This is a genomic window from Agrobacterium sp. CGMCC 11546, assembly GCF_013365515.1.
In the GTDB taxonomy this organism is placed as follows: domain Bacteria; phylum Pseudomonadota; class Alphaproteobacteria; order Rhizobiales; family Rhizobiaceae; genus Agrobacterium; species Agrobacterium fabrum.
On record NZ_CP047387.1, the window covers coordinates 835817 to 858577 of the forward strand.

General features: G+C 59.1%; 20 protein-coding genes. 8 read left to right on the forward strand and 12 right to left on the reverse strand.

Translation table 11 applies throughout. The features are described from left to right. Positions 1 to 39: 39 nt before the first annotated feature. A complete protein-coding gene (uvrC, locus tag GSF67_RS04225; protein ID WP_006312873.1) occupies positions 40 to 2085 on the reverse strand; it encodes an excinuclease ABC subunit UvrC in 2046 nt (681 codons plus the stop codon). Beyond that, entirely contained in the window at positions 2082 to 2870 is a 789-nt protein-coding gene (locus GSF67_RS04230) for an SDR family oxidoreductase (protein WP_006312872.1), read from the reverse strand. Before GSF67_RS04230 ends, uvrC begins: the two co-directional genes overlap by 4 nt. A 349-nt stretch (positions 2871 to 3219) precedes the next feature. Here GSF67_RS04230 and GSF67_RS04235 point away from each other — a divergent pair, with 349 nt between their 5' ends. Further along, complete coding sequence (locus tag GSF67_RS04235) at positions 3220 to 3876, forward strand: outer membrane protein (protein WP_006312871.1); 657 nt, start codon at positions 3220 to 3222, stop codon at positions 3874 to 3876. Positions 3877 to 3992: 116 nt separating this feature from the next. On the opposite strand, the gene GSF67_RS04240 is transcribed toward GSF67_RS04235, so the two are convergent. Beyond that, positions 3993 to 4589: a glutathione S-transferase gene (locus GSF67_RS04240; RefSeq protein WP_006312870.1), complete on the reverse strand. Its 597-nt coding sequence runs from the start codon at positions 4587 to 4589 to the stop codon at positions 3993 to 3995. Positions 4590 to 4620: 31 nt separating this feature from the next. Continuing rightward, positions 4621 to 5379, reverse strand: coding sequence for a ribonuclease (locus GSF67_RS04245; RefSeq protein WP_006312869.1), 759 nt, complete (start codon positions 5377 to 5379; stop codon positions 4621 to 4623). Between the two features lie 198 nt (positions 5380 to 5577). Between GSF67_RS04245 and GSF67_RS04250 the strand changes: the two genes are divergently transcribed. Continuing rightward, positions 5578 to 6525, forward strand: a complete 948-nt coding sequence (locus GSF67_RS04250) for a lysylphosphatidylglycerol synthase domain-containing protein (protein ID WP_006312867.1) — start codon at positions 5578 to 5580, stop codon at positions 6523 to 6525. A gap of 4 nt (positions 6526 to 6529) precedes the next feature. Here the strand turns inward: GSF67_RS04250 and GSF67_RS04255 are convergent, their stop codons facing one another. Then, positions 6530 to 7393 carry a 23S rRNA (adenine(2030)-N(6))-methyltransferase RlmJ gene (locus GSF67_RS04255; protein ID WP_006312866.1) on the reverse strand — a complete coding sequence of 288 codons (864 nt, stop codon included), beginning with the start codon at positions 7391 to 7393 and terminating at the stop codon, positions 6530 to 6532. Between the two features lie 41 nt (positions 7394 to 7434). Here GSF67_RS04255 and GSF67_RS04260 point away from each other — a divergent pair, with 41 nt between their 5' ends. After that, positions 7435 to 9657, forward strand: coding sequence for a molybdopterin-dependent oxidoreductase (locus tag GSF67_RS04260; protein ID WP_006312865.1), 2223 nt, complete (start codon positions 7435 to 7437; stop codon positions 9655 to 9657). Between the two features lie 58 nt (positions 9658 to 9715). Beyond that, positions 9716 to 10339: an NUDIX domain-containing protein gene (locus tag GSF67_RS04265; protein WP_006312864.1), complete on the forward strand. Its 624-nt coding sequence runs from the start codon at positions 9716 to 9718 to the stop codon at positions 10337 to 10339. 254 nt (positions 10340 to 10593) lie between these two features. Here the strand turns inward: GSF67_RS04265 and GSF67_RS04270 are convergent, their stop codons facing one another. The 3 genes from GSF67_RS04270 to purM all read right to left on the reverse strand — a co-directional run bounded on the left by GSF67_RS04270 (position 10594) and on the right by purM (position 13408). Further along, a complete protein-coding gene (locus tag GSF67_RS04270; RefSeq protein WP_035215220.1) occupies positions 10594 to 11529 on the reverse strand; it encodes an omptin family outer membrane protease in 936 nt (311 codons plus the stop codon). 134 nt (positions 11530 to 11663) lie between these two features. Next, on the reverse strand, positions 11664 to 12338 hold the full coding sequence (purN, locus tag GSF67_RS04275; protein WP_006312861.1) for a phosphoribosylglycinamide formyltransferase: 675 nt from the start codon (positions 12336 to 12338) through the stop codon (positions 11664 to 11666). Beyond that, the gene (gene purM / locus GSF67_RS04280; RefSeq protein WP_006312859.1) at positions 12335 to 13408 is read right to left on the reverse strand and encodes a phosphoribosylformylglycinamidine cyclo-ligase; all 1074 of its coding nucleotides are present in this window, start codon (positions 13406 to 13408) and stop codon (positions 12335 to 12337) included. Before purM ends, purN begins: the two co-directional genes overlap by 4 nt. A 283-nt stretch (positions 13409 to 13691) precedes the next feature. On the opposite strand from purM, the gene GSF67_RS04285 reads away from it, so the two are divergent. The 4 genes from GSF67_RS04285 to ppx are packed head-to-tail and all read left to right on the forward strand — an operon-like array spanning position 13692 to position 19400. Continuing rightward, entirely contained in the window at positions 13692 to 14849 is a 1158-nt protein-coding gene (locus GSF67_RS04285; RefSeq protein ID WP_006312858.1) for an AI-2E family transporter, read from the forward strand. A gap of 2 nt (positions 14850 to 14851) precedes the next feature. Further along, entirely contained in the window at positions 14852 to 15580 is a 729-nt protein-coding gene (gene hdaA, locus GSF67_RS04290) for a DnaA regulatory inactivator HdaA (protein ID WP_006312857.1), read from the forward strand. Next, positions 15577 to 17880 carry an RNA degradosome polyphosphate kinase gene (locus tag GSF67_RS04295; protein WP_371814441.1) on the forward strand — a complete coding sequence of 768 codons (2304 nt, stop codon included), beginning with the start codon at positions 15577 to 15579 and terminating at the stop codon, positions 17878 to 17880. The genes hdaA and GSF67_RS04295 overlap by 4 nt, the downstream gene beginning before the upstream one ends. After that, positions 17877 to 19400, forward strand: coding sequence for an exopolyphosphatase (gene ppx, locus GSF67_RS04300; RefSeq protein WP_006312855.1), 1524 nt, complete (start codon positions 17877 to 17879; stop codon positions 19398 to 19400). Before GSF67_RS04295 ends, ppx begins: the two co-directional genes overlap by 4 nt. Positions 19401 to 19431: 31 nt before the next feature. Here ppx and GSF67_RS04305 read toward each other — a convergent pair whose 3' ends face one another. From GSF67_RS04305 to GSF67_RS04320, 4 genes are all read right to left on the reverse strand, one after another. Further along, positions 19432 to 20064 carry a DapH/DapD/GlmU-related protein gene (locus GSF67_RS04305; RefSeq protein ID WP_006312854.1) on the reverse strand — a complete coding sequence of 211 codons (633 nt, stop codon included), beginning with the start codon at positions 20062 to 20064 and terminating at the stop codon, positions 19432 to 19434. 148 nt (positions 20065 to 20212) lie between these two features. After that, positions 20213 to 20560 carry a hypothetical protein gene (locus GSF67_RS04310; protein ID WP_006312853.1) on the reverse strand — a complete coding sequence of 116 codons (348 nt, stop codon included), beginning with the start codon at positions 20558 to 20560 and terminating at the stop codon, positions 20213 to 20215. 168 nt (positions 20561 to 20728) lie between these two features. After that, complete coding sequence (locus GSF67_RS04315; RefSeq protein ID WP_006312852.1) at positions 20729 to 21076, reverse strand: hypothetical protein; 348 nt, start codon at positions 21074 to 21076, stop codon at positions 20729 to 20731. Positions 21077 to 21314: 238 nt separating this feature from the next. Then, positions 21315 to 22673 (reverse strand): esterase-like activity of phytase family protein, encoded by a 1359-nt coding sequence (locus GSF67_RS04320; protein ID WP_006312851.1) that lies wholly within the window; start codon positions 22671 to 22673, stop codon positions 21315 to 21317. Between the last annotated feature and the right edge of the window lie 88 nt (positions 22674 to 22761).

Sequence of the window (22761 nt, forward strand, 5' to 3'; positions counted from 1 at the left end):
TATTATGGTTTTTTAGCAGATCGGTCTTACCGTTCTGCGTCAATCGCTGCCGCTCTCGTGGAAGTGATTGTAAATTTGCCGCGCTACCGTCTCGGAAATGCCGGTAACCGTCATCAGATCGTTGAGGCCGGCGCGGGAAACCGCCTTGGCCGTGCCGAAATGCTGCAACAGGGAACGCTTGCGCCCCGGCCCGATTCCCGAGATTTCATCCAGCGGATTGCGCACCATTTCCTTCTTGCGTCGCGCCCGGTGCGAGCCGATGGCGAAGCGGTGGGCCTCGTCGCGCATGCGCTGAATGAAATAAAGCACGGGATCGCGCGGCGGCAGAGAAAAGTCGCCGCGCCCGTCCGCAAAGAAGCGCTCGCGGCCCGCCTCGCGGTCCACACCCTTCGCCACGCCGATGGCCGTCACGCAGTCGCGAATGCCGAGTTCGTCGAGGATAGCCCGCACCGCGGTCATCTGCCCCTGGCCGCCGTCGATCAGGATCACATCCGGCCAGGCGGGAAAGGGCAGGTCGGCTGCTTCTTCCGGTGTCGGCGTCTGCGCGCGATCAGGTTTGCCCTCTTCCTTCAACAGGCGCGAGAAGCGACGGGTCATCACCTCGCGCATCATGCCGAAGTCGTCGCCGGGGGTGATGTCGGTCGATTTGATATTGAACTTGCGATACTGGTTTTTCACAAAACCTTCCGGCCCCGCCACCACCATGCCGCCCACGGCATTGGTGCCCATGATGTGCGAGTTATCGTAAATCTCGATGCGGCGCGGCATATAGGGCAGGTTGAAAGTTTCCGCAAAGCCTTTCAGCAGTCGCGCCTGTGAGGAGGTTTCCGCCAGCTTGCGGCCATGCGCCTCGCGGGCATTGGCAAGAACATGGTCGGTAATGTCCTTTTTCTCACCACGCTGCGGCACGCTGATCGTCACCTTGTGGCCCGCCTTTTCGCCAAGTGCTGCGGCCAGCAGTTCCTGTTCTTCCACCGTTTCGGACAGCAGGATCTGTTTCGGCACCGGCTTGTCGTCGTAGAACTGTGCGAGGAAGGCGTTGAGGATTTCGGAACCGGGCAAGGATGGATCGGCCTTCGGGAAATAGGCGCGGTTGCCCCAGTTCTGGCCGGTGCGGAAAAAGAACACCTGAATGCAGGAAATGCCGCCTTCATGGTGGATGGCAAAGACATCCGCTTCTTCGATACCGGCGGGATTGATGCCCTGATGGCTCTGGACGTGCGAAAGTGCCGCCAGCCGGTCGCGATAGATGGCAGCGCGCTCGAAATCGAGATCCTCTGATGCCTCGTTCATCTGCCGCGCGATCGCGGTCTTGACGGCCTGGCTCTTGCCGGAGAGGAAATCCTTGGCTTCCTTGACGAGTTCCGCATAACCCTCGTCGCTCACCTCATGGGTGCAGGGCCCGGAACAGCGCTTGATCTGGTAGAGAAGACAGGGACGCGTGCGAGTCTCGAACACGCTGTCGGTGCAGGTGCGGATCAGGAAGGCGCGTTGTAGCGAATTGATCGTGCGGCCAACGGCGCCGGCCGACGCAAAGGGGCCGAAATAATCGCCTTTTCGCGCCCGGGCGCCGCGATGTTTGAAGATCGCCGGCGCGCGATTGTCGGCGGTAATCAGAATATAGGGAAACGACTTGTCGTCACGCAAAAGCACGTTAAAGCGCGGCCGTAAGCGTTTGATCAGATTCGCTTCCAAGAGAAGCGCCTCAGTCTCCGTGCGGGTGGTGACGAATTCCATATGGGTGGTAAAACGCACCATCTGGGCGATGCGGTTGGAATGCACGCGACCCTGTGCGTAATTGCCGACGCGCTTCTTCAGCGAACGCGCCTTGCCGACGTAAAGAACGTCGCCCGCTTCGTTGAACATGCGGTAGACACCCGGCGAATTCGGCAGGTGTTTGACGAATTCGCCGATGAGATCCATGCCCTTCAGGCCGGATTCGTTCTTCCAGCCCGCATTCCAGTCCATGCCGGCAACGCTGCGCGATGCCTCGGCCGTGTCGGTTGCGGCAAGGTTGGCATCGTCGTCTTCGTCGTCGGTTTCATCGAACAGAATACCGCCATCAGGCAGCTTCTTTCCGTTCATTCAGGTATCTCCGCCACGTCAGGGGTTTCCCAGCCAAGATGCTGGCCGCCATCGAGCGCGATCATTTGTCCGGTGATCGACGGCGTATCGTAAAGAAAGCGAATCGTCCGGCCGAACTCATCCGGCGCGGGACCACGCTTTAATATAAGGCCGTCGATCTGCGCCTGAAAGTCCTGGGGCGCCTGTCTTTCGCTTTTGAAGGTGGGACCAGGGCCGATGGCATTGACCCGCACGCGCGGCGCAAAGCTCTGCGCCATAGTCCGTGTGGCGGTCCACAGCGTCGATTTCGAAAGCGTGTAGGAATAAAAACGCGGCGTGAGCGCAAGCACACGCTGGTCGATGATATTGACGATCAGGCCGGATTTCTCCGCGGGCAGTTGCTCGACAAAGGCGGCGGCGATGAGGGAAGGGGCCCGCACATGCACCGCGAAATGGGCATCGAAAACGGCCGGATCGGGCGTTTCGGCGGTATCGGCGAGAAAAACCGATGCATTATTGACGACGACGCCGATCGGGCCAAGCGCGGCGGCGGCCTTTTCGACAAGCGCCATGGTGGGCGCAGATTGTGTCAGATCCGCCTGAACGGCCGTGGCTCTGCCACCCTTTTGCCTTATTTCGTTAGCGAATTCCTCCGCCTGCGCCATGGATTCATTGGCATGGACGGCAATCGCAAAGCCGTGGGCTGCGAGATCGGAGGCGATTGCCCGCCCGAGCCGGCGGGCGGCGCCCGTTATCAAGACTGTCTTCGGTATATGTTCTTTCACGGCGGACCTGCATTTGCTCATACACGCCCTATTTGCTGGATATAAATGCAAATCGCAAGCTGTCACTCAGCCCCAAAAGAATTGGGCGATTTTTTATTCACAATGCAATTTCGGTTTAATTTGAATATAACTAAGTTTAAAGGCGATATATTGCTGGTTAGGCTTCTGTTAGGGTTAATATAACCCTTGTGGCAATTAGGCAACGTCTAATTCTAGTCACGTCTCTGCCCCAAACAATTCACATTTTGGCTCTTTGATCTCCGCATTCTCCCATCAAGTTCAGTTTCCAGAGGGGCAAATTAACCCGACGATTTTTACCGCGTCTGAAAACAATGTTTTGAGTGCAGAGCGGTCCTGAAAGGAGAATAACATGCGTATTTTCGTAGCAACCCTTATGGCTTCGACCATGGCAGCCGCCGGTTTTTCGGCTGCTTACGCCGCTGATGCCGTAAATGAAGTGCCGCAGGCACCGGTAGCCTACGACCAGCCCGCCGCGGTCAAGGATTGGTCCGGCGCCTACCTCGGTGGTACGGTCAACTATGACTGGGGCCGTTTCAGCTCCAGCAATGACGGTCGTGACGCCAAGGGCTTCGGTGGCGGTGTCTATGGTGGTTACAACATGCAGAGCGGCCAGATCGTTTACGGTGCTGAAGCAGACGTGAACATGGGCGACGAGAAGGGCTCCGCCGGTACGGTTGCCGGTCGCGCCGTCGAAGGCAAGCAGGGCGTCAACGGCTCGCTGCGTGGCCGCGTCGGTTACGACATGAACCCGTTCCTGCTTTATGGTACGGCCGGTCTTGCTGTCTCCGACAACAAGGTTCGTGACGGCGTCAACAAGGACAGCGCCACGGCTCTCGGTTACACGGTTGGTGCCGGTGTTGAAGCCATGGTGACCGACAACATCACCGCTCGTCTGGAATATCGCTACAGCGATTACCAGAAGAAGGACTACACGCTCGGCAACGACGCCTTCTCGCGTGGTTTCGACGACCACTCGGTCAAGGCCGGTATCGGCGTCAAGTTCTGATCCTTCTCGGATCGGTCAAGGAAAAGCCGGGGTTTACGCCCCGGCTTTTTTTGTTTCTGTGATTTGCCATCGCCTTGACGCCCGGCGGAAAGAACCAGGCGTTTTGTACGGCGGGTTTAGGCGGCGGCTTTCATTTCCGCATAGGCGTCGAAACGCTTGCCGAAGGTTTCGGGCCACGCTGCCAGCGCATCACGTCCCTCGGCCCACTCACCGGCAAAACGCAGGTCGAGATAACCGATCATCGCTGCAAGGGCGAAATGGCCGCCATGCAGCTTCTTGCCGGTTTTCGGCAGGTTGGCGTTGAGGTGATCGAGCCCGCGGACCACCTTGCTCCACTGCTTGTCGATCCACGGCTGGTGGATCTTGTCTTCCGGGCGGAAACGTCGCTCGTAGACGATGGCGAGCAGGCAATCCATGATGCCGTCGCACAGAGCTTCCAGAATTTCCGCTTCGGTGCGCTTGCCGTTCTTCTTGGGGTAAAGCTTGCCGCCCGAAAGACGGTCGAGATAATGCATGATCGTCACGCTGTCATAGACAGAGCCGCCTTCGTCCAGCAGCAGGACCGGGATTTTGCCGAGCGGATTGTTGTCCATCAGCGTGGCCGGCTCGGCATTGGTGTCGACGCGCACGGAGGTGACATCGATCTCGAGATGGCGGGCGGCCATGCGCACCTTGGCGGAATAAGGGGAGGCGGGTGAATAAAGCAGTTCCATGGTTGGGTCCTATGGGGTTGATATGGGGTAATCAGCGTATGGGGATGATCTCGGTCGCGCTGGCGCGGCAGCCCTTGCGGTCCAGTTCGGGGCAATCGCGAAATGTCATGTCCTTGTTGAGGCAGATGCGCACTTCCTCAAGGCGCCTGCCGTCGCAGCTGATCGAGACGGCGCGTTTCGACAGGCCCGGATTGGCGTCGGTGAAGGCGGTTTCGATGGCATCGGCGGAGAGCGTATTGGTCTGCGCGCCGGAGGAAATTTTCCCCGGCAACCTGATGGCGTCGAACGCCGCCCGTGTTGCCGCAAAATAATCTTTCTGCGACAGGCCGGAGCAGGTGCCGTGTTTACGCCACTGGTGGCCGATCAGGCCCATCGACGGCATGATGTCGAACATGCTGCGGCCGATCGCATCGGGAACCCGCTCAGGCTCGCTGCTTTGGCAGAATTCGGGATAGCCGTTTTCATTCTGCGGCCACAGCCCGTGCACCACGAAACCGTAACGCCTGTCGCTGCCGCATTGCTGGCGGTTGCCGGAACCTTCGGAGCTGGCACAGAAGGCCGGCGACCAGGAGAGTGAGAGCACGTAGAAATCGAAGCCGGTACCACGAGGAGGTTGGGCATTGTCCGCATTCTGCCGGGCTGTATTCTGTTGAGGGCGTGCAGCGGATTGCTGCTGAGCGGGCGTATGCCGGTCGTTTTCCGGCCCTTTCGAAACGGGTTTTTCCTGCGCAAACCACAGCGCTGCGAGCGACAGAAGACCCAAGGCGATGAAACCTGCATACCGTTTCATTCCGTGCATGTTCCCCGGAAACTGGACCACCCCATATCGCCGTCGGGCGACGATCCGGTCTTACATAAATTTGTGAACGAGGCAAACGGGCAAAAAGGTTGAAAGCTTCGCCGCATAACGAATAGAGTCTGGCGAATCTTCCGCGAAAGACGGAAACAGGGCTGGGACGATGTTGGGGGAAATAGGCGGCATGACCGCATGAAATTCAAAAAATACATCTGGCCCGTCGTTGGTTTCGCGACGATTGGTTTTTCCGCCTGGTTGCTCTTCCACGAATTGCGTGGCCTGTCGCTTGATGATCTCTGGGACAGCCTGAAAGCCATTCGTGTGCGGGACTGGCTGTGTTCCGGCCTTGCAACCCTGCTGGCCTATGCCGCGCTTGCCGGTTATGACCGCATCGCGCTGCAACACCTTGGCCGCAAGGTGAACTGGTTCTTCATCACGCTCACCTCTTTCACCACCTATGCGCTGTCCCACAATGTCGGGGCATCCGTATTCTCGGGCGCCGTGGTGCGATACCGGGCCTATACGTCAAAGGGGCTGAGCGTCGCGGAAGTCGGCATTCTCGTCGGCCTCTGCTCCTTCACCTTCCTCATTGGCACCATCATGCTGATCGGTCTGGTGCTGTTATACGAGCCTGACATCACCGAACGGTTTACCGGCATCCTGCCTGTCGAAGCCTCGACGACGACGGGGATCGTGCTGCTTCTCTTCGTCAGCCTTTATGTCCTTGGCAGTCTGCTCAGGCTGAAGCCGTTGAAAATCGGCTCCTTCATGCTGCCTTACCCCGCGCCGAAGCTGGTGGCGCAACAGCTCGTCATCGGTCCGATCGAGCTGATCGGCGCGGCTGGCATCATCTATTTTGCCCTGCCGGAGGCCGGAAACCCCGGCTACATGGTCATTCTCGGCATTTTTCTGGTGTCTTTTTCGGCGGCGCTCATCTCGCATGCGCCGGGCGGGCTCGGCGTTCTGGAACTGGTCTTCGTCACCGGCCTGCCGGATATGAACCCCGCCGACGTCATTGCGGCACTTCTGGTGTTCCGCCTGTTCTACCTCATCATACCCTTCATCATGGCGCTGTTCGTGATCCTGTTCTTTGAACGATCACAGCTTGCGCAGGCGCAGAAACGGGAAGGGTTGCGGTAGAACCTCAATCCTCTTCCGGCTTCTCCTCGCCGCGCAGCCAGAAGGCGCGGTGCGATGCGTACCGGTCCTGCGCCATCACCGTTTTCAGGAAGGGCAGCAGCGTGTGTAGCTCCTCCTTCAGCGTATAGGGTGGGTTGACGACGATGAGGCCCGAACCGCTCAAGCCCTCGAGCCGGTCGCTTTTGACGGATAGTTCCGCACACAGCATCTTCGGAATATCGAAGGATTGCAGCCGCTCATGGAAATCCCTGATCGGAGCGCCTTTTTTCAACGGATACCACAGGCAATAGGTGCCGGTGGAGAAACGCCGGTAAGCCTTGTTCAGACCATCGGCCAGCCGCTGATATTCGTTCTCAAGCTCGAAAGGCGGATCGACGAGGATGAGGCCGCGCTTTTCCTTTGGCGGCAGATGTGCGCCGAGCGATAGCCAGCCATCCAGTTCGGTGACGCGAACCTGATAATCCCCCTCGAACAAACGCGACAGGGCACGTGCGTCGTCCGGATGCAGTTCCATGGCCGAAAGCCGGTCCTGCGGACGGAACAGCATGCGCGCGAGTTTCGGCGAGCCGGGATAGAATTGCATGCCGCCTTCCGGGTTAAGCTCCCTGACGGCGGCAAGATAGGGCTCCAGCAATTCGGCGATGGGGGCAGGCAGGTCGGCTTCCATCAGCTTGCCGATGCCGGTCTGCCATTCGCCGGTTTTCTGTGCCTCTTCGGAGGAGAGGTCGTAAAGCCCGATGCCGGCATGGGTGTCCAGCACCCGAAACGCCTTGTCCTTGTTCTGGAGATAACGCACGAGGCGGGCGAGAACGGCATGTTTGAGGACATCCGCGAAATTGCCGGCGTGATAGATGTGGCGGTAGTTCATGGATGTGTCTCGCTTGGCGTTTATCGGGATGAATGGTCAGGATGAATATTCTTGATGGACGTCACTTCGGCCTTTTTGCCGCATCGTTGATGCAATATACAAAAGACATGAACGTTGCGACCCCGATTTCCGCTGAAAAAGCCGCCTCCAAGGCCGAAGTCCGTATTGGCCATACGGTCTGTCCGCATGACTGTCCGAGCGCCTGCGCGCTGGAGGTCGATATAAACGCCGATGGCCGCATCGGCCGTGTGCGCGGCGCCAATGCCAATACATATACCGCCGGCGTCATCTGCGCCAAGGTGGCGCGTTATTCCGAGCGCATCTACCATCCCGGGCGTTTGCTGACGCCGAAGCGCCGCACGGGCTCAAAAGGGGCGGGCGACTGGCAGGAGATTTCCTGGGAAGCGGCGCTGGACGAGGTGGCCGACGCTTTCGTCAAGGCTGAAGCCCGCCATGGTGCCGAGGCCATCTGGCCCTATTTTTATGCCGGCACGATGGGGCAGGTGCAGCGAGACTCCATTGAACGGCTACGCCACGCCAAAAAATATTCCGGCTTTTTCGGTTCCATCTGCACCAACATGGCCTGGACCGGCTATGTGATGGGCACCGGCGCGCTGCGCGGCCCCGATCCGCGCGAGATCGGCAAGGCCGATGTCGTCGTCATCTGGGGTACCAATGCGGTGGCCACCCAGGTCAATGTCATGACCCATGCGGTGAAAGCCCGCAAGGAGCGTGGCGCAAAGATCGTCGTTGTCGATATCTACGACAATCCGACCATGAAACAGGCGGATATGCGCATCGTCCTGCGCCCTGGTACGGATGCGGCACTCGCCTGCGCCATCATGCACATCGCCTTCCGCGACGGTTACGCCGATCGCGATTACATGGCCCGCTTTGCTGACGATCCGGCGGGGCTCGAAGCGCATCTGAAGTCAAAGACGCCGCAATGGGCATCCGAGATCACCGGTCTTTCCGTGGAAGAAATCGAGGCTTTCGCGCGGCTCGTCGGCACGACGAAAAAGACCTTCTTCCGGCTGGGTTACGGTTTTGCCCGCCAGCGCAATGGCGCAGTCGCGATGCATGCGGCGCTTTCCATCGCCACGGTTCTCGGTTCCTGGCAATATGAGGGCGGCGGCGCATTCCACAATAATGGCGATATCTTCCGGCTCAACAAGGCGGAGCTGATGGGCACAGCCTATGCCGACCCCGACGTGCGCCAGCTCGACCAGTCGCAGATCGGCCGCGTGCTGACGGGGGACGCGGAAGCGTTGCGCCATGGCGGCCCGGTGACGGCGCTGCTCATCCAGAACACCAATCCCGTCACTGTCGCGCCTGAACAGCGGCTGGTGAAACAGGGCTTCCTGCGCGACGATCTCTTCGTTGCGGTGCACGAGCAGTTCATGACGGAGACGGCCGAGGTGGCCGATATCGTTATGCCCGCTACCATGTTCCTCGAACATGACGATATCTATCGCGCCGGCGGCCAGAACCACATTCTGCTCGGTCCCAAACTGGTGGAGCCGCCGGAAACGGTGCGCACCAACCTCTTTGTCATCGAGGAACTGGCAAGGCGCCTCGGTGTCGACCATATGCCCGGCTTCGGCCTCTCTGCCCGCGAGCATGTTGATCGCATGCTGAAAGTCAGCGGCTGGGGCGATTTCGAAAGCCTGGCGGAAGAGAAATGGATCGATGCGCAGCCGCCTTTCGAGGTGGCGCATTATCTCGAGGGTTTTGGTTATGGCGACGGAAAATTCCGCTTCAGCCCCGACTGGGCAAACGGACCGTCTCCGAACAAGCCGCCGAAGAACATCGGCGTCATGGGGCCGGTTTCGGAGTTTCCGAAATTCCCGGATCAGGTCGATGTCATCGAGGTTGCGGATGCGGACCATCCCTTCCGGCTGGCGACGTCACCGGCGCGCAACTTCCTGAACTCCACCTTCGCCGAAACCAAAACCTCCGTGCAGAAGGAAGGGCGTCCGGAATTGATGGTCTGTCCCGAGGATGCTGCCCGCAACGATATTGCGGATGGTGATATCGTCCGTATCGGCAATACACGCGGCGAAGTGCGTCTCCATGCAAAGATCGTGGAGGGCGCACGGCCCGGTGTGCTGATTGCCGAGGGTCTGTGGCCGAACAAGGCGCATCTGGACGGCGAGGGCATCAATGTTCTGACCGGTGGCGACGCCGTTGCGCCTTACGGGGGAGCGGCCTTCCACGACAACAAAGTATGGCTCCGCCGCGACGACGAGGCCGGCGAGGCTTGATATTGCGCCGCCATACAGACAATCTGAAGCAATCCCACGACAGGCAAGGACATATCCGGTGACACAAACGCAGGCGAAAAACGTTCCGGCCGACATCGATTCCGGCAGAATCCGGCTCGTGGAAAAAGAAACGGTGTGGAAGGGCTTCGTGCATATGCAGAAGCTCATTTTCGACCAGCGCATGCCGGATGGCAGGACGATGCGCATCGTGCGAGAAGTGCATGACCATGGCAGCGCCGCCGCCATTCTTCTTTATGACGTGAAACGCGACAGCGTGGTGATGGTACGCCAGTTCCGCCCCGCCGCTTTCGTGAACGGCGATCCGAGCTTCATGATCGAGGTGCCGGCGGGGCTTCTCGATGACGACGATGCCGCCAATGCCATTCGCCGCGAGGCAATGGAAGAATCAGGCTATGCTGTCGAAAAGGTCGAGTATCTCTTCGACATGTATGCGAGCCCCGGCACGCTGACGGAGAAGGTCAGCCTCTTCGTCGCGCGCATCGACCTCGACGTGCAGGCCGGCAACGGCGGCGGGCTGGAGGACGAAGGCGAGGATCTGGAGGTTCTGACCTATGGCCTCGACGAGGCCTTCGCGATGATCGCATCCGGTGAAATAACCGATTCCAAGACGATCATTCTGTTGCAATGGGCAATGTTGAACCGCGAGCGGCTCAGAAATTGATGACCGCGGTATAGTATGAAATGGGGCTACTTCTGCCCCTTGTGCTTCCATACTTTAATCTGATCCGCGGGTATCTGTTTTCGTCGTGCCCGCTGTCCGGATCGTGGCGATGATGTTTCGCCTTGCCCGCAGATCAATTGCTTTCACATAATGCACCGCAACCTCTTCGTCGTAATTTTTGCCCATATTTATGTGAGGATAGGGTTGAGGCAGCTTTGGTCAAGTGCGTTCTTGGGATGAGCGACACTGTCTGATCAAAACCGTCCCTTGACGCCCATTCCCACGAAAATCGACTGGAGGTCACCGCCGCCGGCATTTTTTTCCGAGGCGAGATTTTCCGCACCTGCGCCGCTGTAATGGGTATCTCCGCGCCCCAGGCTGGTATATTCATAGGCGCCATCGACGTAGATTGAAGCGTTCTGGGTCAGGTCATAGGCAACGCCTGCCTTCACCCCGAACATGCCGGCGACATCGAATTTGTCGGTGAAGCGCATGTCGCGCAGATGATGGTCGTCCGTTGCCTTGCCATAGACCATCGCGCCGCCTTCGAGGCCGGCATTCAGTGACCAGTTACCGAACCTCTGGCCGCCGGCCAAATTGCCGTAGAAAACCGGGATTTGCTGACGGTAGGTGATGCCTTTGACATCATCATTGAATCTTACACTCAGATCCCGTGGTGAGAAAAGACTATAGACCCCTTTGCCGCCATAGGCAGACCATTGCACATCCGTGTAACGGAAACCCACACCGGCGCTCAGATATTGCTGGGGATCGTCCAGCAACATGCGATTGAGTTCGAGGCTTCCCGAAAAATAATGGTCGAGCCGCGTATCGTCGTGCTGAGAGCGGCTGCTCCAATTCTCCTTGGAGCTATCTCTTGAAAACGGCCATATCCAGTCATAATCGGTCATATAGCCGTCGCCTTCGAAGCCGACGCGGCCTTCCGCCTTGACGCGCCAACCGGGCGCGAGCTCAAGTCCGAGGGAGCCGCGCAGCGCCATGGCGTTCCTGGTTTCCCATTCGAGTTCGCTCACCTTGCGTCCGCCCAGATGAACGGTTTCCGTCGCACGGAGATTGAGAACACCGGCATCCAGCGAGGCTGTGAGGCCGCCTGGCTCGGCCATGACCGGCAGGCAGGTGCCCATCAGCAGAGCCGCAGAAAGCGGCAGGGAAAATCTCGAAAATCGCATGATCGCTCCTGAATGACCGGAGGGCCTGAAATAGGGGCCGTTGCGGGCATTAAGAGTGATTATGGTAAATGATCGGTTTATTTTCCCGAAAAACACCACTTCTGATTTATTTTTGTACTTTAGAAGTAACTCTATCAGAAAGCGGAAATCAGGCTTGAATACTCTGATTTACTTTCATTGTCCGTGGAGACGGCTTTGCCGTCTTCCATCCGAACCTTGCCTTCGGCAAGCCGCTTCAACGTAAGCGGGTAAAGCTGGTGCTCGACGGTGAGGATGCGTGCCGCAAGCGTCTCGGCCGTATCGCCGGAAAGCACCGGCACCGCCCCTTGAGCGATGGTCGGGCCTTCATCCATGCCTTCGGTGACGAAATGCACGGTGCAGCCGGAAATCTTCATGCCGCTGTCGATGGCGCGCTGATGGGTGTGAAGACCGGGGAAAAGCGGCAGCAGAGAAGGGTGGATATTGATGATCCGGCCTTCATAGGGGGCGATGAAATCCCCCGATATCAGCCGCATGTACCCGGCAAGGCAGATGATATCAGGCGCGATCTCGCCAAGGGCGGCCAGAATGGCGCCTTCATGTTCGGCCTTGCTTGCATAGGTTTTGCGTTCGAACACCAGCGTCGGAATGCCGAGGTCACGGGCTTTTTCCAGCCCGCCCGCGGACGCCTTATCCGAGATCACGCAGGCGATTTCGGCCGGAAAATCCTTCGCCTGACAGGCCTTGGCCAGCGACACCATGTTGGAGCCGCCGCCGGAGATGAAAACGACGACACGCTTGCGACCGGACGACAAGGCGGCGCTCATCATAGGCCGAGAGTGCCCTTGTAGATCGTGCCGTGCGCGCCGTCTTCGCGGGCGACCATGCGGCCGAGCGGGAAGACGGTCTCGCCTTCCGCCGTGAGCGCCTCGGTGACCTTGGTGGCATTTTCAGCCGAAACGACGACGATCATGCCGACGCCGCAATTGAAGGTGCGTAGCATTTCATGGGCTTCGACGCCGCCGGTCTTGGCGAGCCAAGAGAAGACGGCCGGAACCTTGATGGCTGCAAGATCGATCTCGGCGGCGAGATGCTTGGGCAGAACGCGCGGAATATTCTCAGGAAAACCGCCGCCGGTAATATGTGCCAGCGCCTTCAGCGCGCCGGTCTCGCGGATCGCCTTCAGAAGCGGCTTCACATAGATGCGGGTCGGGGTCAGCAGCGCTTCGCCGAGCTTCTTGCCATCGGCAAAGGGTGCGGGAGCGCTCCATTCCAGACCGGAGAGCGATACGATCTTGCGCACCAGCGAAAATCCGTTGGAGTGCACGCCGGAGGAGGAGAGGCCGAGAATGACGTCGCCTTCGGCAATATCGCCGGCCGGCAGAAGCTGGCCGCGTTCGGCCGCGCCCACGGCAAAGCCGGCGAGATCGTAGTCGCCATCGGAATACATGCCGGGCATTTCAGCGGTTTCGCCGCCGATCAGCGCACAGCCGGATTCGCGGCAACCGGCGGCGATGCCGGAAACGATGGCAGCACCCTGATCGGGATCGAGCTTACCGGTGGCGAAATAATCGAGGAAGAATAGCGGCTCTGCGCCCTGGACGACGAGATCGTTGACGCACATGGCGACGAGGTCGATGCCGACGGTGTCGTGATAGTCAGCGTCGATGGCGATCTTCAGCTTGGTGCCGACGCCGTCATTGGCGGCGACCAGAACCGGATCGGTGAAACCTGCGGCCTTCAGATCGAACAGGCCGCCGAAGCCGCCGATTTCGCCATCCGCGCCGGGACGCCGCGTGGAGCGCACCGCCGGTTTGATCTTCTCGACCATCAGGTTGCCGGCGTCGATATCCACACCCGCATCGCTATAGGTAAGACCGTTCTTGCCCGACTGGCTCATGGCTCTCGTCTCCGCTGGTTCCTTTGGCGTCGCCATTCGCACGGGACGGGGCCTGATGCAAGGGTTTGCGTGGCAAAAGCTCCGGTTTTTAACGGCTTTGGCATCGGCGGTGACCGGGCGTCGCCATGGCTGAGCCTGTGGCGGGGCAGGCCGCAGCGGCCCCGTGGCGTCTTTCAATCGACAAGTCGTCCATGGCTTTGATGCTGCAGTCTTGACCATATGCATATGCGCATCCTATCTCCATGATGGGCGATGACGGCATCGGCGACAGAAGGATGAACGAATGCAACCCCATGTGAGCGGCACGAGTCTGCGCCGACAGGTGTTTTTCTGGATTGGCGTGCTTGCCGTCTTTGTCCTCTTCCTGATGGTTTTCAGCTCCATTCTGCTGCCTTTCGTGGCGGGCATGGCGCTTGCCTATTTTCTCGATCCGGTGGCCGACTGGCTGGAGCGGCGGGGTTTGAGCCGGTTGATGGCGACCGTCGTCATCCTCGTTTCCTTCGTGCTGATCTTTGCGCTGTCGCTCATCATCATCATTCCGCTGATCGTCGCCCAGGCATCGGAATTCATCACACGCATCCCGCAATATATCTCTTCGTTGCAGCAGCTGATCGCCGGTGCAGATACCAATCTTCTGCCGGATTGGGTGAGCGGCCAGATCAACTCGGTAAAGGAGAATTTTTCAAAGCTCCTGACCGAGGGCGCTGGTTTCATCGGCACGCTTTTGACGCAGATATGGAATTCCGGCAAATCGCTGGTCGATGTCCTGTCGCTTCTGGTCGTCACGCCCGTCGTCGCCTTTTATCTGCTGCTCGACTGGGACCGGATGATCGACAAGGTCGACAGCTGGATCCCGCGTGACTACGTGCATACCGTCCGCCAGATTGCTCGCGACATGGACAAGACGATTGCCGGCTTCGTGCGCGGGCAGGGGTCGCTCTGCCTCATTCTCGGGGTTTATTATGCCGTCGGCCTGTCGTTGGTGGGCCTGAATTTCGGTCTGCTGATCGGCCTTTTCTCCGGCCTCATCAGCTTCATTCCCTATATCGGCTCCATGGTCGGCCTCATCCTCGCGGTCGGCGTCGCCATCGTGCAGTTCTGGCCGGACTATATCTATGTCTTCCTGACGCTCGTCGTGTTCTTTTCCGGCCAGTTCATCGAAGGCAACATCCTGCAACCGAAGCTTGTCGGCAAAAGCGTCGGCCTGCATCCGGTCTGGCTGATGTTCGCGCTCTTCGCTTTCGGTGCGCTTTTCGGTTTCGTCGGCCTTCTGGTCGCGGTTCCCGCTGCCGCTGCGGTCGGCGTGCTTGTCCGCTTTGCATTGTCGCGGTATCTTGAAAGCGATCTTTACCATGGGCACGCCGCCAATCTTCCCTGGGACGCCAACCCTGCCCTGGAAGAACGGGAAGCGTCCGCTGGTAAGATTGACTCTCAGAGCTGACGATGACTGACCAAATCAAAACCGACAACGCCCGGTCGAAGGCCGAGCAGCTGCCGCTCGCATTTTCGCACCAGTCCGCTTCCGGCAGGGAGGATCTCCTCGTTTCCGCCTCGCTTGCGGCTGCCGTCAGCCTCGTCGATGAATGGCCGAACTGGCCGTCGCCCGTCGTGGTGCTGGCCGGGCCACCGGGTTCGGGAAAATCCCATCTCGCCAATATCTGGAAAAACATCAGCGATGCCCGCGACATTCACCCGGAGGCGGGCGCGGATGCCGCGCGTGCGGCTGAAACGGGACCGGTTCTTTTCGAGGATGCCGACCGGCGGGGTTTTGACGATACGGAACTTTTCCATGTCATCAACAGCGTGCGCCAGCATGGCACGACGCTTTTGATGACCAGCCGGCAATGGCCCGCCGCATGGCCGGTGACGCTGCCGGACCTGCGTTCGCGCCTGAAAGCCGTCACCGTGGTGGAAACAGGTGAGCCGGACGAGGGGCTGCTGGCGCAGGTGCTGGTAAAACTCTTTGCCGACCGGCAGCTTTATATGGATGACAAACTCATAGGCTACATCGTCAACAGGATGGAGCGTTCGCTCGACACGGCGCAGACAATCGTGGAGCAGATCGACCATCTGGCGCTTTCGCGCGCCACGAGGATCACCCGCCCGCTGGTGGCGGAAGTCCTCAACGCAATGGACAAGGCGGCGGCGGGCGACGGTTCGGACATCGATTGACTGTCACAGTTCCGTCGTCAAACTGTTATACGGGCAAGAAGGACGATCACGCGATGCAGCAGGATCACGGGACGGCAATCGGTCAGGGGACGGAACAGGGCATGGACGCTATCGCGCAGGAAGACTTCAACAAGGTGCAGCCGGTGGCTGAGGTCGAGAACCTCTGGGACAGCCCGGCGCGTTTCATCAACCGCGAATTCTCCTGGCTGCAGTTCAACCGCCGTGTTCTCGAGGAAACGCTGAACACGGATCACCCGCTTCTGGAACGGCTGCGCTTCCTGTCCATCTCGGCCGCCAATCTTGATGAATTCTTCATGGTCCGCGTCGCCGGTCTCGAAGGCCAGGTGCGCCAGAAGATCACCGTCAGGACGCCCGACGGCAAGACCCCGGCCGAGCAGTTGGAAGATATTCTAAAGGAAATCGACAATCTGCAGATGGAGCAGCAGGCCTCGCTTGCCGTCCTGCAGCAATATCTCGCCAAGGAAGAAATCTTCATCGTGCGGCCTGCCGCACTTTCCGAAGCGGATCGTACCTGGCTGGGTACCGAATTCGAGGAACGCATTTTCCCGGTGCTGACGCCGCTGTCCATCGACCCTGCGCACCCGTTCCCCTTCATTCCGAACCTCGGTTTCTCGATGGGCCTGCAGCTCGACAGCGTCAACGGCCGCGAGCCGATGACGGCGCTGTTGCGTCTCCCCACGGCGCTCGACCGCTTCGTTCGTTTGCCGGATGAAAAAAACGCCATCCGTTACATCACGCTGGAAGATGTGGTCGGCCTGTTCATTCACCGGCTTTATCCGGGCTATACCGTTCGGGGATTCGGCACGTTCCGCATCATCAGAGACAGCGATATCGAGGTGGAGGAAGAGGCGGAAGATCTGGTTCGCTTTTTCGAAAGCGCGCTGAAGCGCCGCCGCCGCGGTTCGGTCATCCGCATCGAGACCGATAGCGAAATGCCGCCGTCGCTGCGCCAGTTCGTGGTGCATGAGCTTGGCGTGCCTGATAATCGCGTTGCCGTTCTGCCCGGTTTGCTCGCGCTCAACACCATCTCGGAAATCGTGCGTGCGCCGCGCGACGACCTGAAATTCGAGCCTTACAACGCCCGTTTCCCGGAGCGCGTACGCGAACATGCCGGCGATTGCCTCGCTGCCATCCGCGAAAAGGACATGGTGGTTCATCACCCCTATGAAAGCTTCGACGTGGTTGTGCAGTTCCTGTTGCAGGCTGCGCGCGATCCCGAAGTGCTTGCCATCAAGCAGACGCTTTACCGCACCTCCAACGACAGCCCGATCGTTCGTGCGCTGATCGACGCGGCGGAAGCCGGCAAATCCGTGACCGCGCTTGTCGAGTTGAAGGCGCGTTTCGACGAAGAGGCGAACATCCGCTGGGCGCGCGATCTGGAGCGCGCCGGTGTGCAGGTCGTGTTCGGCTTCATCGAACTCAAGACCCATGCCAAGATGTCGATGGTGGTGCGCCGCGAAGACGGCAAGCTCAGAACCTATTGCCACCTCGGCACCGGTAACTATCACCCAATCACGGCGAAGATTTATACCGACCTGTCCTTCTTCACCTGCAACCCGAAGATCGCCCATGACATGGCGAATATCTTCAACTTCATCACGGGTTACGGCGAACCGGAAGAGGGCATGAAGCTCGCCATTTCGCCTTACACGCTGCGCGCCCGCATCGTGAAGCACATCAACGAAGAGATCGAGCACGCCAAGCGCGGTGCGCCGGCGGCGATCTGGATGAAGATGAATTCGCTGGTCGACCCTGAAATCATCGATACGCTTTACCGTGCCAGTGCGGCGGGCGTTGAGATCGATCTGGTGATCCGCGGTATCTGCTGCCTGCGCCCGCAGGTGGCGGGACTGTCGGATAATATCCGCGTCAAATCCATCGTCGGCCGCTTCCTGGAACACAGCCGTATCTTCTGCTTCGGCAATGGTTTCGGCCTGCCATCCGACAAGGCTCTGGTCTATATCGGCTCTGCCGACATGATGCCGCGCAACCTTGATCGGCGCGTGGAAACGCTGGTGCCGCTCACCAATCCCACCGTGCATGAGCAGGTTCTTTCACAGATTATGCTTGGCAATCTCATTGACAACCAGCAGAGCTACGAGATACTTGCGGACGGAACGTCGAGGCGCATCGAGGTGCGTAAAGGCGAAGAACCGTTCAACGCGCAGCACTATTTCATGACCAATCCCAGCCTTTCCGGACGTGGTGAAGCCTTGAAATCCAGTGCGCCCAAATTGATTGCCGGGTTGATTTCGTCCCGCAAGAAACAGGCTGAATGACTCGATCAGAAGCACAGGGGCGGCTGACCGGCCTTGCCCCCGTTTCCGTCATAGATATTGGTTCGAACTCCGTTCGTCTTGTCGTATATGAAGGTCTTTCCCGCGCGCCCGCGGTGCTGTTCAACGAAAAGGTCCTGTGCGGCCTTGGCAAGGGACTGGCATTGACGGGCCGCATGCATGAGGAAGGCGTCAGCCGCGCTCTGATGGCGCTGAGGCGCTTTCATGTGCTTTCCGAACAGGCGCAGGCGCAGAAGCTTTATGTGCTTGCCACGGCGGCGGCGCGTGAGGCGGAAAACGGCCCGGATTTCATCCGCGAGGCCGAAGCCATTCTCGGCTGCGAGATCGAGGTGCTGTCAGGCGAGAAGGAAGCGCTTTATTCGGCCTATGGCGTGATCAGCGGTTTTTATCAACCCGATGGCATCGCCGGCGACCTTGGCGGCGGTTCACTCGAACTCATCGACATCAAGGACAAGAGCTGCGGCGAGGGCATCACCCTGCCGCTCGGTGGCCTTCGGCTATCGGAACAATCGGACGGTTCGCTGGAAAAGGCGGCCACGATCGCCAGAAAACACGTCAAATCCTTCGCGAAGCTTCTGGCGGCGGGCGAGGGGCGCACCTTTTATGCGGTCGGTGGTACATGGCGAAACATCGCCAAGCTGCATATGGAGATTTCAGGCTATCCACTGCATATGATGCAGGGGTATGAATTGCCGCTGGAAGAAATGCTGAATTTTCTCGAGGAGGTCATCGTCTCCCGGGATAGCAAGGACCCGGCCTGGCAGGCGGTCTCCAAGAACCGCCGTTCGCTCCTGCCATTTGGCGCCATCGCCATGCGGGAAGTTCTGAGAGCGATGAAGCCGGCCAAGATTGCCTTCTCCGCGCAGGGCGTGCGTGAAGGGTATCTTTATTCGCTGCTGACGGAAGCCGAGCGCGAATCCGATCCGCTGCTGGTCGCGGCGGATGAGCTTGCCATTTTGCGCGCCCGTTCGCCCGAACATGCGCGCGAACTGGCGGATTGGAGCGGTCGCACCTTTCCTGTCTTCGGTATCGACGAGACGGAAGAAGAAAGCCGCTACAGGCAGGCGGCCTGCCTGCTGGCCGATATCAGCTGGCGCGCCCATCCCGATTATCGTGGGTTGCAGGCGCTCAACATCATCGCCCATTCGTCTTTCGTGGCGATCACCCATCCCGGCCGTGCCTATATTGCGCTTGCCAATTATTATCGCTTCGAAGGCCTGAACGATAACGGTACGACGGAACCGCTCGCCGCCATGGCGGGCGACCGTCTGCAGGAACTCGGCAAGCTGCTGGGCGGCTTGCTGCGCGTCGTTTACCTCTTCTCGGCCTCGATGCCTGGTGTCGTTGACCACCTGAAATTCCGCAAATCCGACAACCCCGATATAGATCTGGAATTCGTGGTGCCGCATGATTATTGCGATTTCGCCGGCGAGCGGCTGGATGGCCGTTTGCAACAGCTGGCGAAGCTGACGGGCAAGCGGCTGGCGTTTGTGTTTGAGTAACGAACGGCAATGCCCTGTTTTGCGGCGCTGGCTACGACCAGCGCTCGCAAAAGGCTTCGATATCGCCTGACTGGAAGTCGGCAAGCCGCGCCATGATCGTCTCGAATGGCCAGTCCCACCAGGCGATGGCGGCAAGCTTCTCCGCGATGGATCGTGAAAAGCGCTCGCGAATGATTTTTGCGGGAACGCCGCCGACGATGGTGTAGGGCGGCACATCTTTGGTGACAACGGCACCGGCGGCAAGAACCGCGCCGTCTCCAACCGTTACACCCGGCAAGACGATGACCCTGTGGCCGATCCAGACATCGTGACCGATGATGGCGCGATCCTGCTTTCGCTGGGCGAAGAAGGCGTCGTCGCGCACCGCATCGGCAGCGTAATATTCCGGGCAGTAGCTGAAACGATGCGTGGATGGCCGGTCCATCGGGTGGTTCGGAGCGCCTATCCTGACCTCCGCAGCAATGGCGCAGAACTTTCCGATTATCGCATCACCCACCATGCAGCGCGACCCGAGATAGGAGTAATTCCCAAGTTCAACATTGTGCAGCGAGGTGTCAGCCAGGACCTCGCAGCATCTGCCAATGTTCGAATCTCTTATGCTCGCAGTCGCATCAATGACGGTCTCTGCGAGTTTCGGGCGCTTGATCTGTACGGTCGAGTCCATTCCAGTCTCCGGTTTTGCGCTTGCTTAACCGGGGATGATGAAGAGCCTGTGACGTGAGGTGGCAAAGCAGTCCGGTCGTAACAAGCTTTTTTTCAAGTGCGGATCAGGTGGGTTTCCTCATGCAGCATCTTCTCGTCATCGATGAATGTCACTCATCGGTGATATTGGCCGCCGAATCCTTTTTCTTCCAGTAATGCTCAGTTATGTTCTGAGCGTTCCGAATGATATGACCAGCGATTTCGGGGTCTCCGCCCTCGAAGGTTTTCGGATCGGCCCCACATAACATCAGAAAGAACTGCTGATGTGCGACAGCGGCAAAATAGTCGTGAGGCGGTGGCTGCATATCTGAATCAACGGCCTGGAATGCGTCATTAACCTCTTTGCTGGCACGCTCAAGCGCTACGTGAATGGTGGCCATCATCGCCGCTTCCTTGCGTTCCAGTATATCCTGAATTTGCCGTTCCGCCGGCGTCAATACCGGGCAACTCTCACTCATCAACGTCTCTCCTGTTGGAGCATCCATTGCGCCGGCGAGGATTATCGCATTGATTGTGACCGCTTTGCGGAAAGATAGAAATCGCGGTTGTGGATGAGGCGGGATGCCTGACCGCATGCCTGAAATCGCCTGACAAACGCGCACGGCCGGCACTGCCGTGCAAAAGGCTCACCCATGCCCCAACGCCTTGCGGATGCAGGCGCTGAGATAGGCATATTGCAGCGGCGTTATCGTCGCCATGGCTTCCGTACGGCTGGCGAGCCGGTCCTGATAACCGACCGGAATATCGAATTGCGCGAAGGTAAAATCCCAACGGGTGCCCTCGACGATATTGTAGAAATGCTCGGCACCGCTGACAGCGGTTTTGGCAAGCTCGCCGCCGAAGATGTCCTGGACCACCAGCGCGGTAACGCTGCCTTGCCCCTTGGAGGGGTTTTCACGCGACCAAAGGTTGCTGGTCTCACCCGACCAGCTTTTCTTTAGGGCGTAATAAAGTCTCTCTGCATGGTCCTGCATGAAATGTCTTCTTTTCCGCAAGCATGTTTCGGTTAAAGCATTTCCGGCAAAACTGTGCTCGGTCTTGTGTCCGGAAACGCATAAAAACAAAGAGTGAGAGCAATGGAGTTGAACCGGTGTTCACCGGAATTGCCCTGGCTCTGGAGAATCGGAACGGAGCGCCATGCAGATATTGGTCTGCGGGGCGCTCCGTGGGGATCATTCGCGGCTGCCAAAGCGATTGGCAGCAGCCTTGGTCTTACTTCGCGTCCAGCAGATCCTTGACCTCGAGCAGGACGAATTCGTTGTCGTCAGCCTTATCCAGCGCGCGGCCGGCCGAGAAGGGCAGGTTGTTGTCGTTGCCGACGATGATATGCGTGGCATCGACACGGTCGACATTCTCGATGGTGACGAAAGGCATGTCGTAATAACCATTGCCGCCGCCCTGACGCTTCTTGTTGTCGGGATCGGAGATTTTCAGAAGATCGATATAGCCGATCTTGCGGGCGGCCTTGCCGACTTTGGCGTCATTAAATTCGATCTTGTAGATGCGCTTCACCTTGGCGGGCAAGGCAAAGCAGTTTGCTTCCGGCTTCTTCGGGTCGGCGCAGGCCTTGTCGGCGGTGCCGGCGCCGTTGTCGCGTTCGATGACCAGTGCGGTGCTGTCATCAAGCATGTTGAAGTCGCCGATGGCTTCGCCGCCCTGCGCCAGCGGGTAGAGCCAGGTGCGGCCGGTCCATTCTTTCTTGGCGGTGTCGAGTTCGATGATGCGCAGCGCGGTCGCGCCGTCTTCGGTCTTCTCCACCTGTCCATCGGCCATGTAAAGCGGGCCTTCCAGAAGGCCGTAAAGCTTCGAGCCATCCTTGGAGAGCGCCATGCCCTCATAACCGCCAGATCGTTTCAGGTTGAAGGCCGGCATTTTCTGCGTCGGGTTGCCGGGCAGGGCGAGCGTGGGATGATCGGGAGACTTCACCTCGATGTCGCCGGCCTTGGTGGAGATGGCATCGGTCAGCTTGCCGTCGCGGGTGAATTTCAGGATATAGGGGCCGAATTCCTCGCCCACCCAGAAACCATCGGCAACCGGCTGAATGGATTCCACGTCGAAATCCGCACCGGTCAGATAACGCTTGCTCGACCCTTCGAGAACGATGGGGAAGGGCGCTTTCATGTCGGGATCGGAAAGGAACACGGTTTCCAGCGCGTTGACCTTGCCGGCGTCCCAGTCGAACTTCAGGTGGTGAAGCATCAGCATGGCGTCGCTGGAATTGAGCTTGGAACCGAAGCCATTGTCGGAAAGGCTCCAGAAGCTGCCGTCGGGCATCGCCTTGATGCCGGAGAAACCCTGCATCGGCTGGCCGTTAAACGGCATGGAAAGACCGGTCAGTCGCACGCCATCCTTGCCCGGCACGGTGCCGAGACCTTCCGCGCGCTTGCGGTCGGCGGTGGTGAACTTGGCGGAGGTCTTGAGGTGTCCAGGCGCGTCAGTGGGCGCCGGGATGATGGTGTTCGCCGGCAGGATGGCGTGGGAGACCAGCTTTGCAGGGAATTCCTGTTCGGCCGCGTGCGAGATGGAGGCGAACGCAAGGATGGCGCAGGACGCAAAAAGAATGTGCTTCATGTGGAGACCCCTCTCAATACCTGTTGAAGACAGGATTGACGCGATAGGGTCGCCGCATGACAGGCAGGTGATTGCCGTTTGAAGCTTT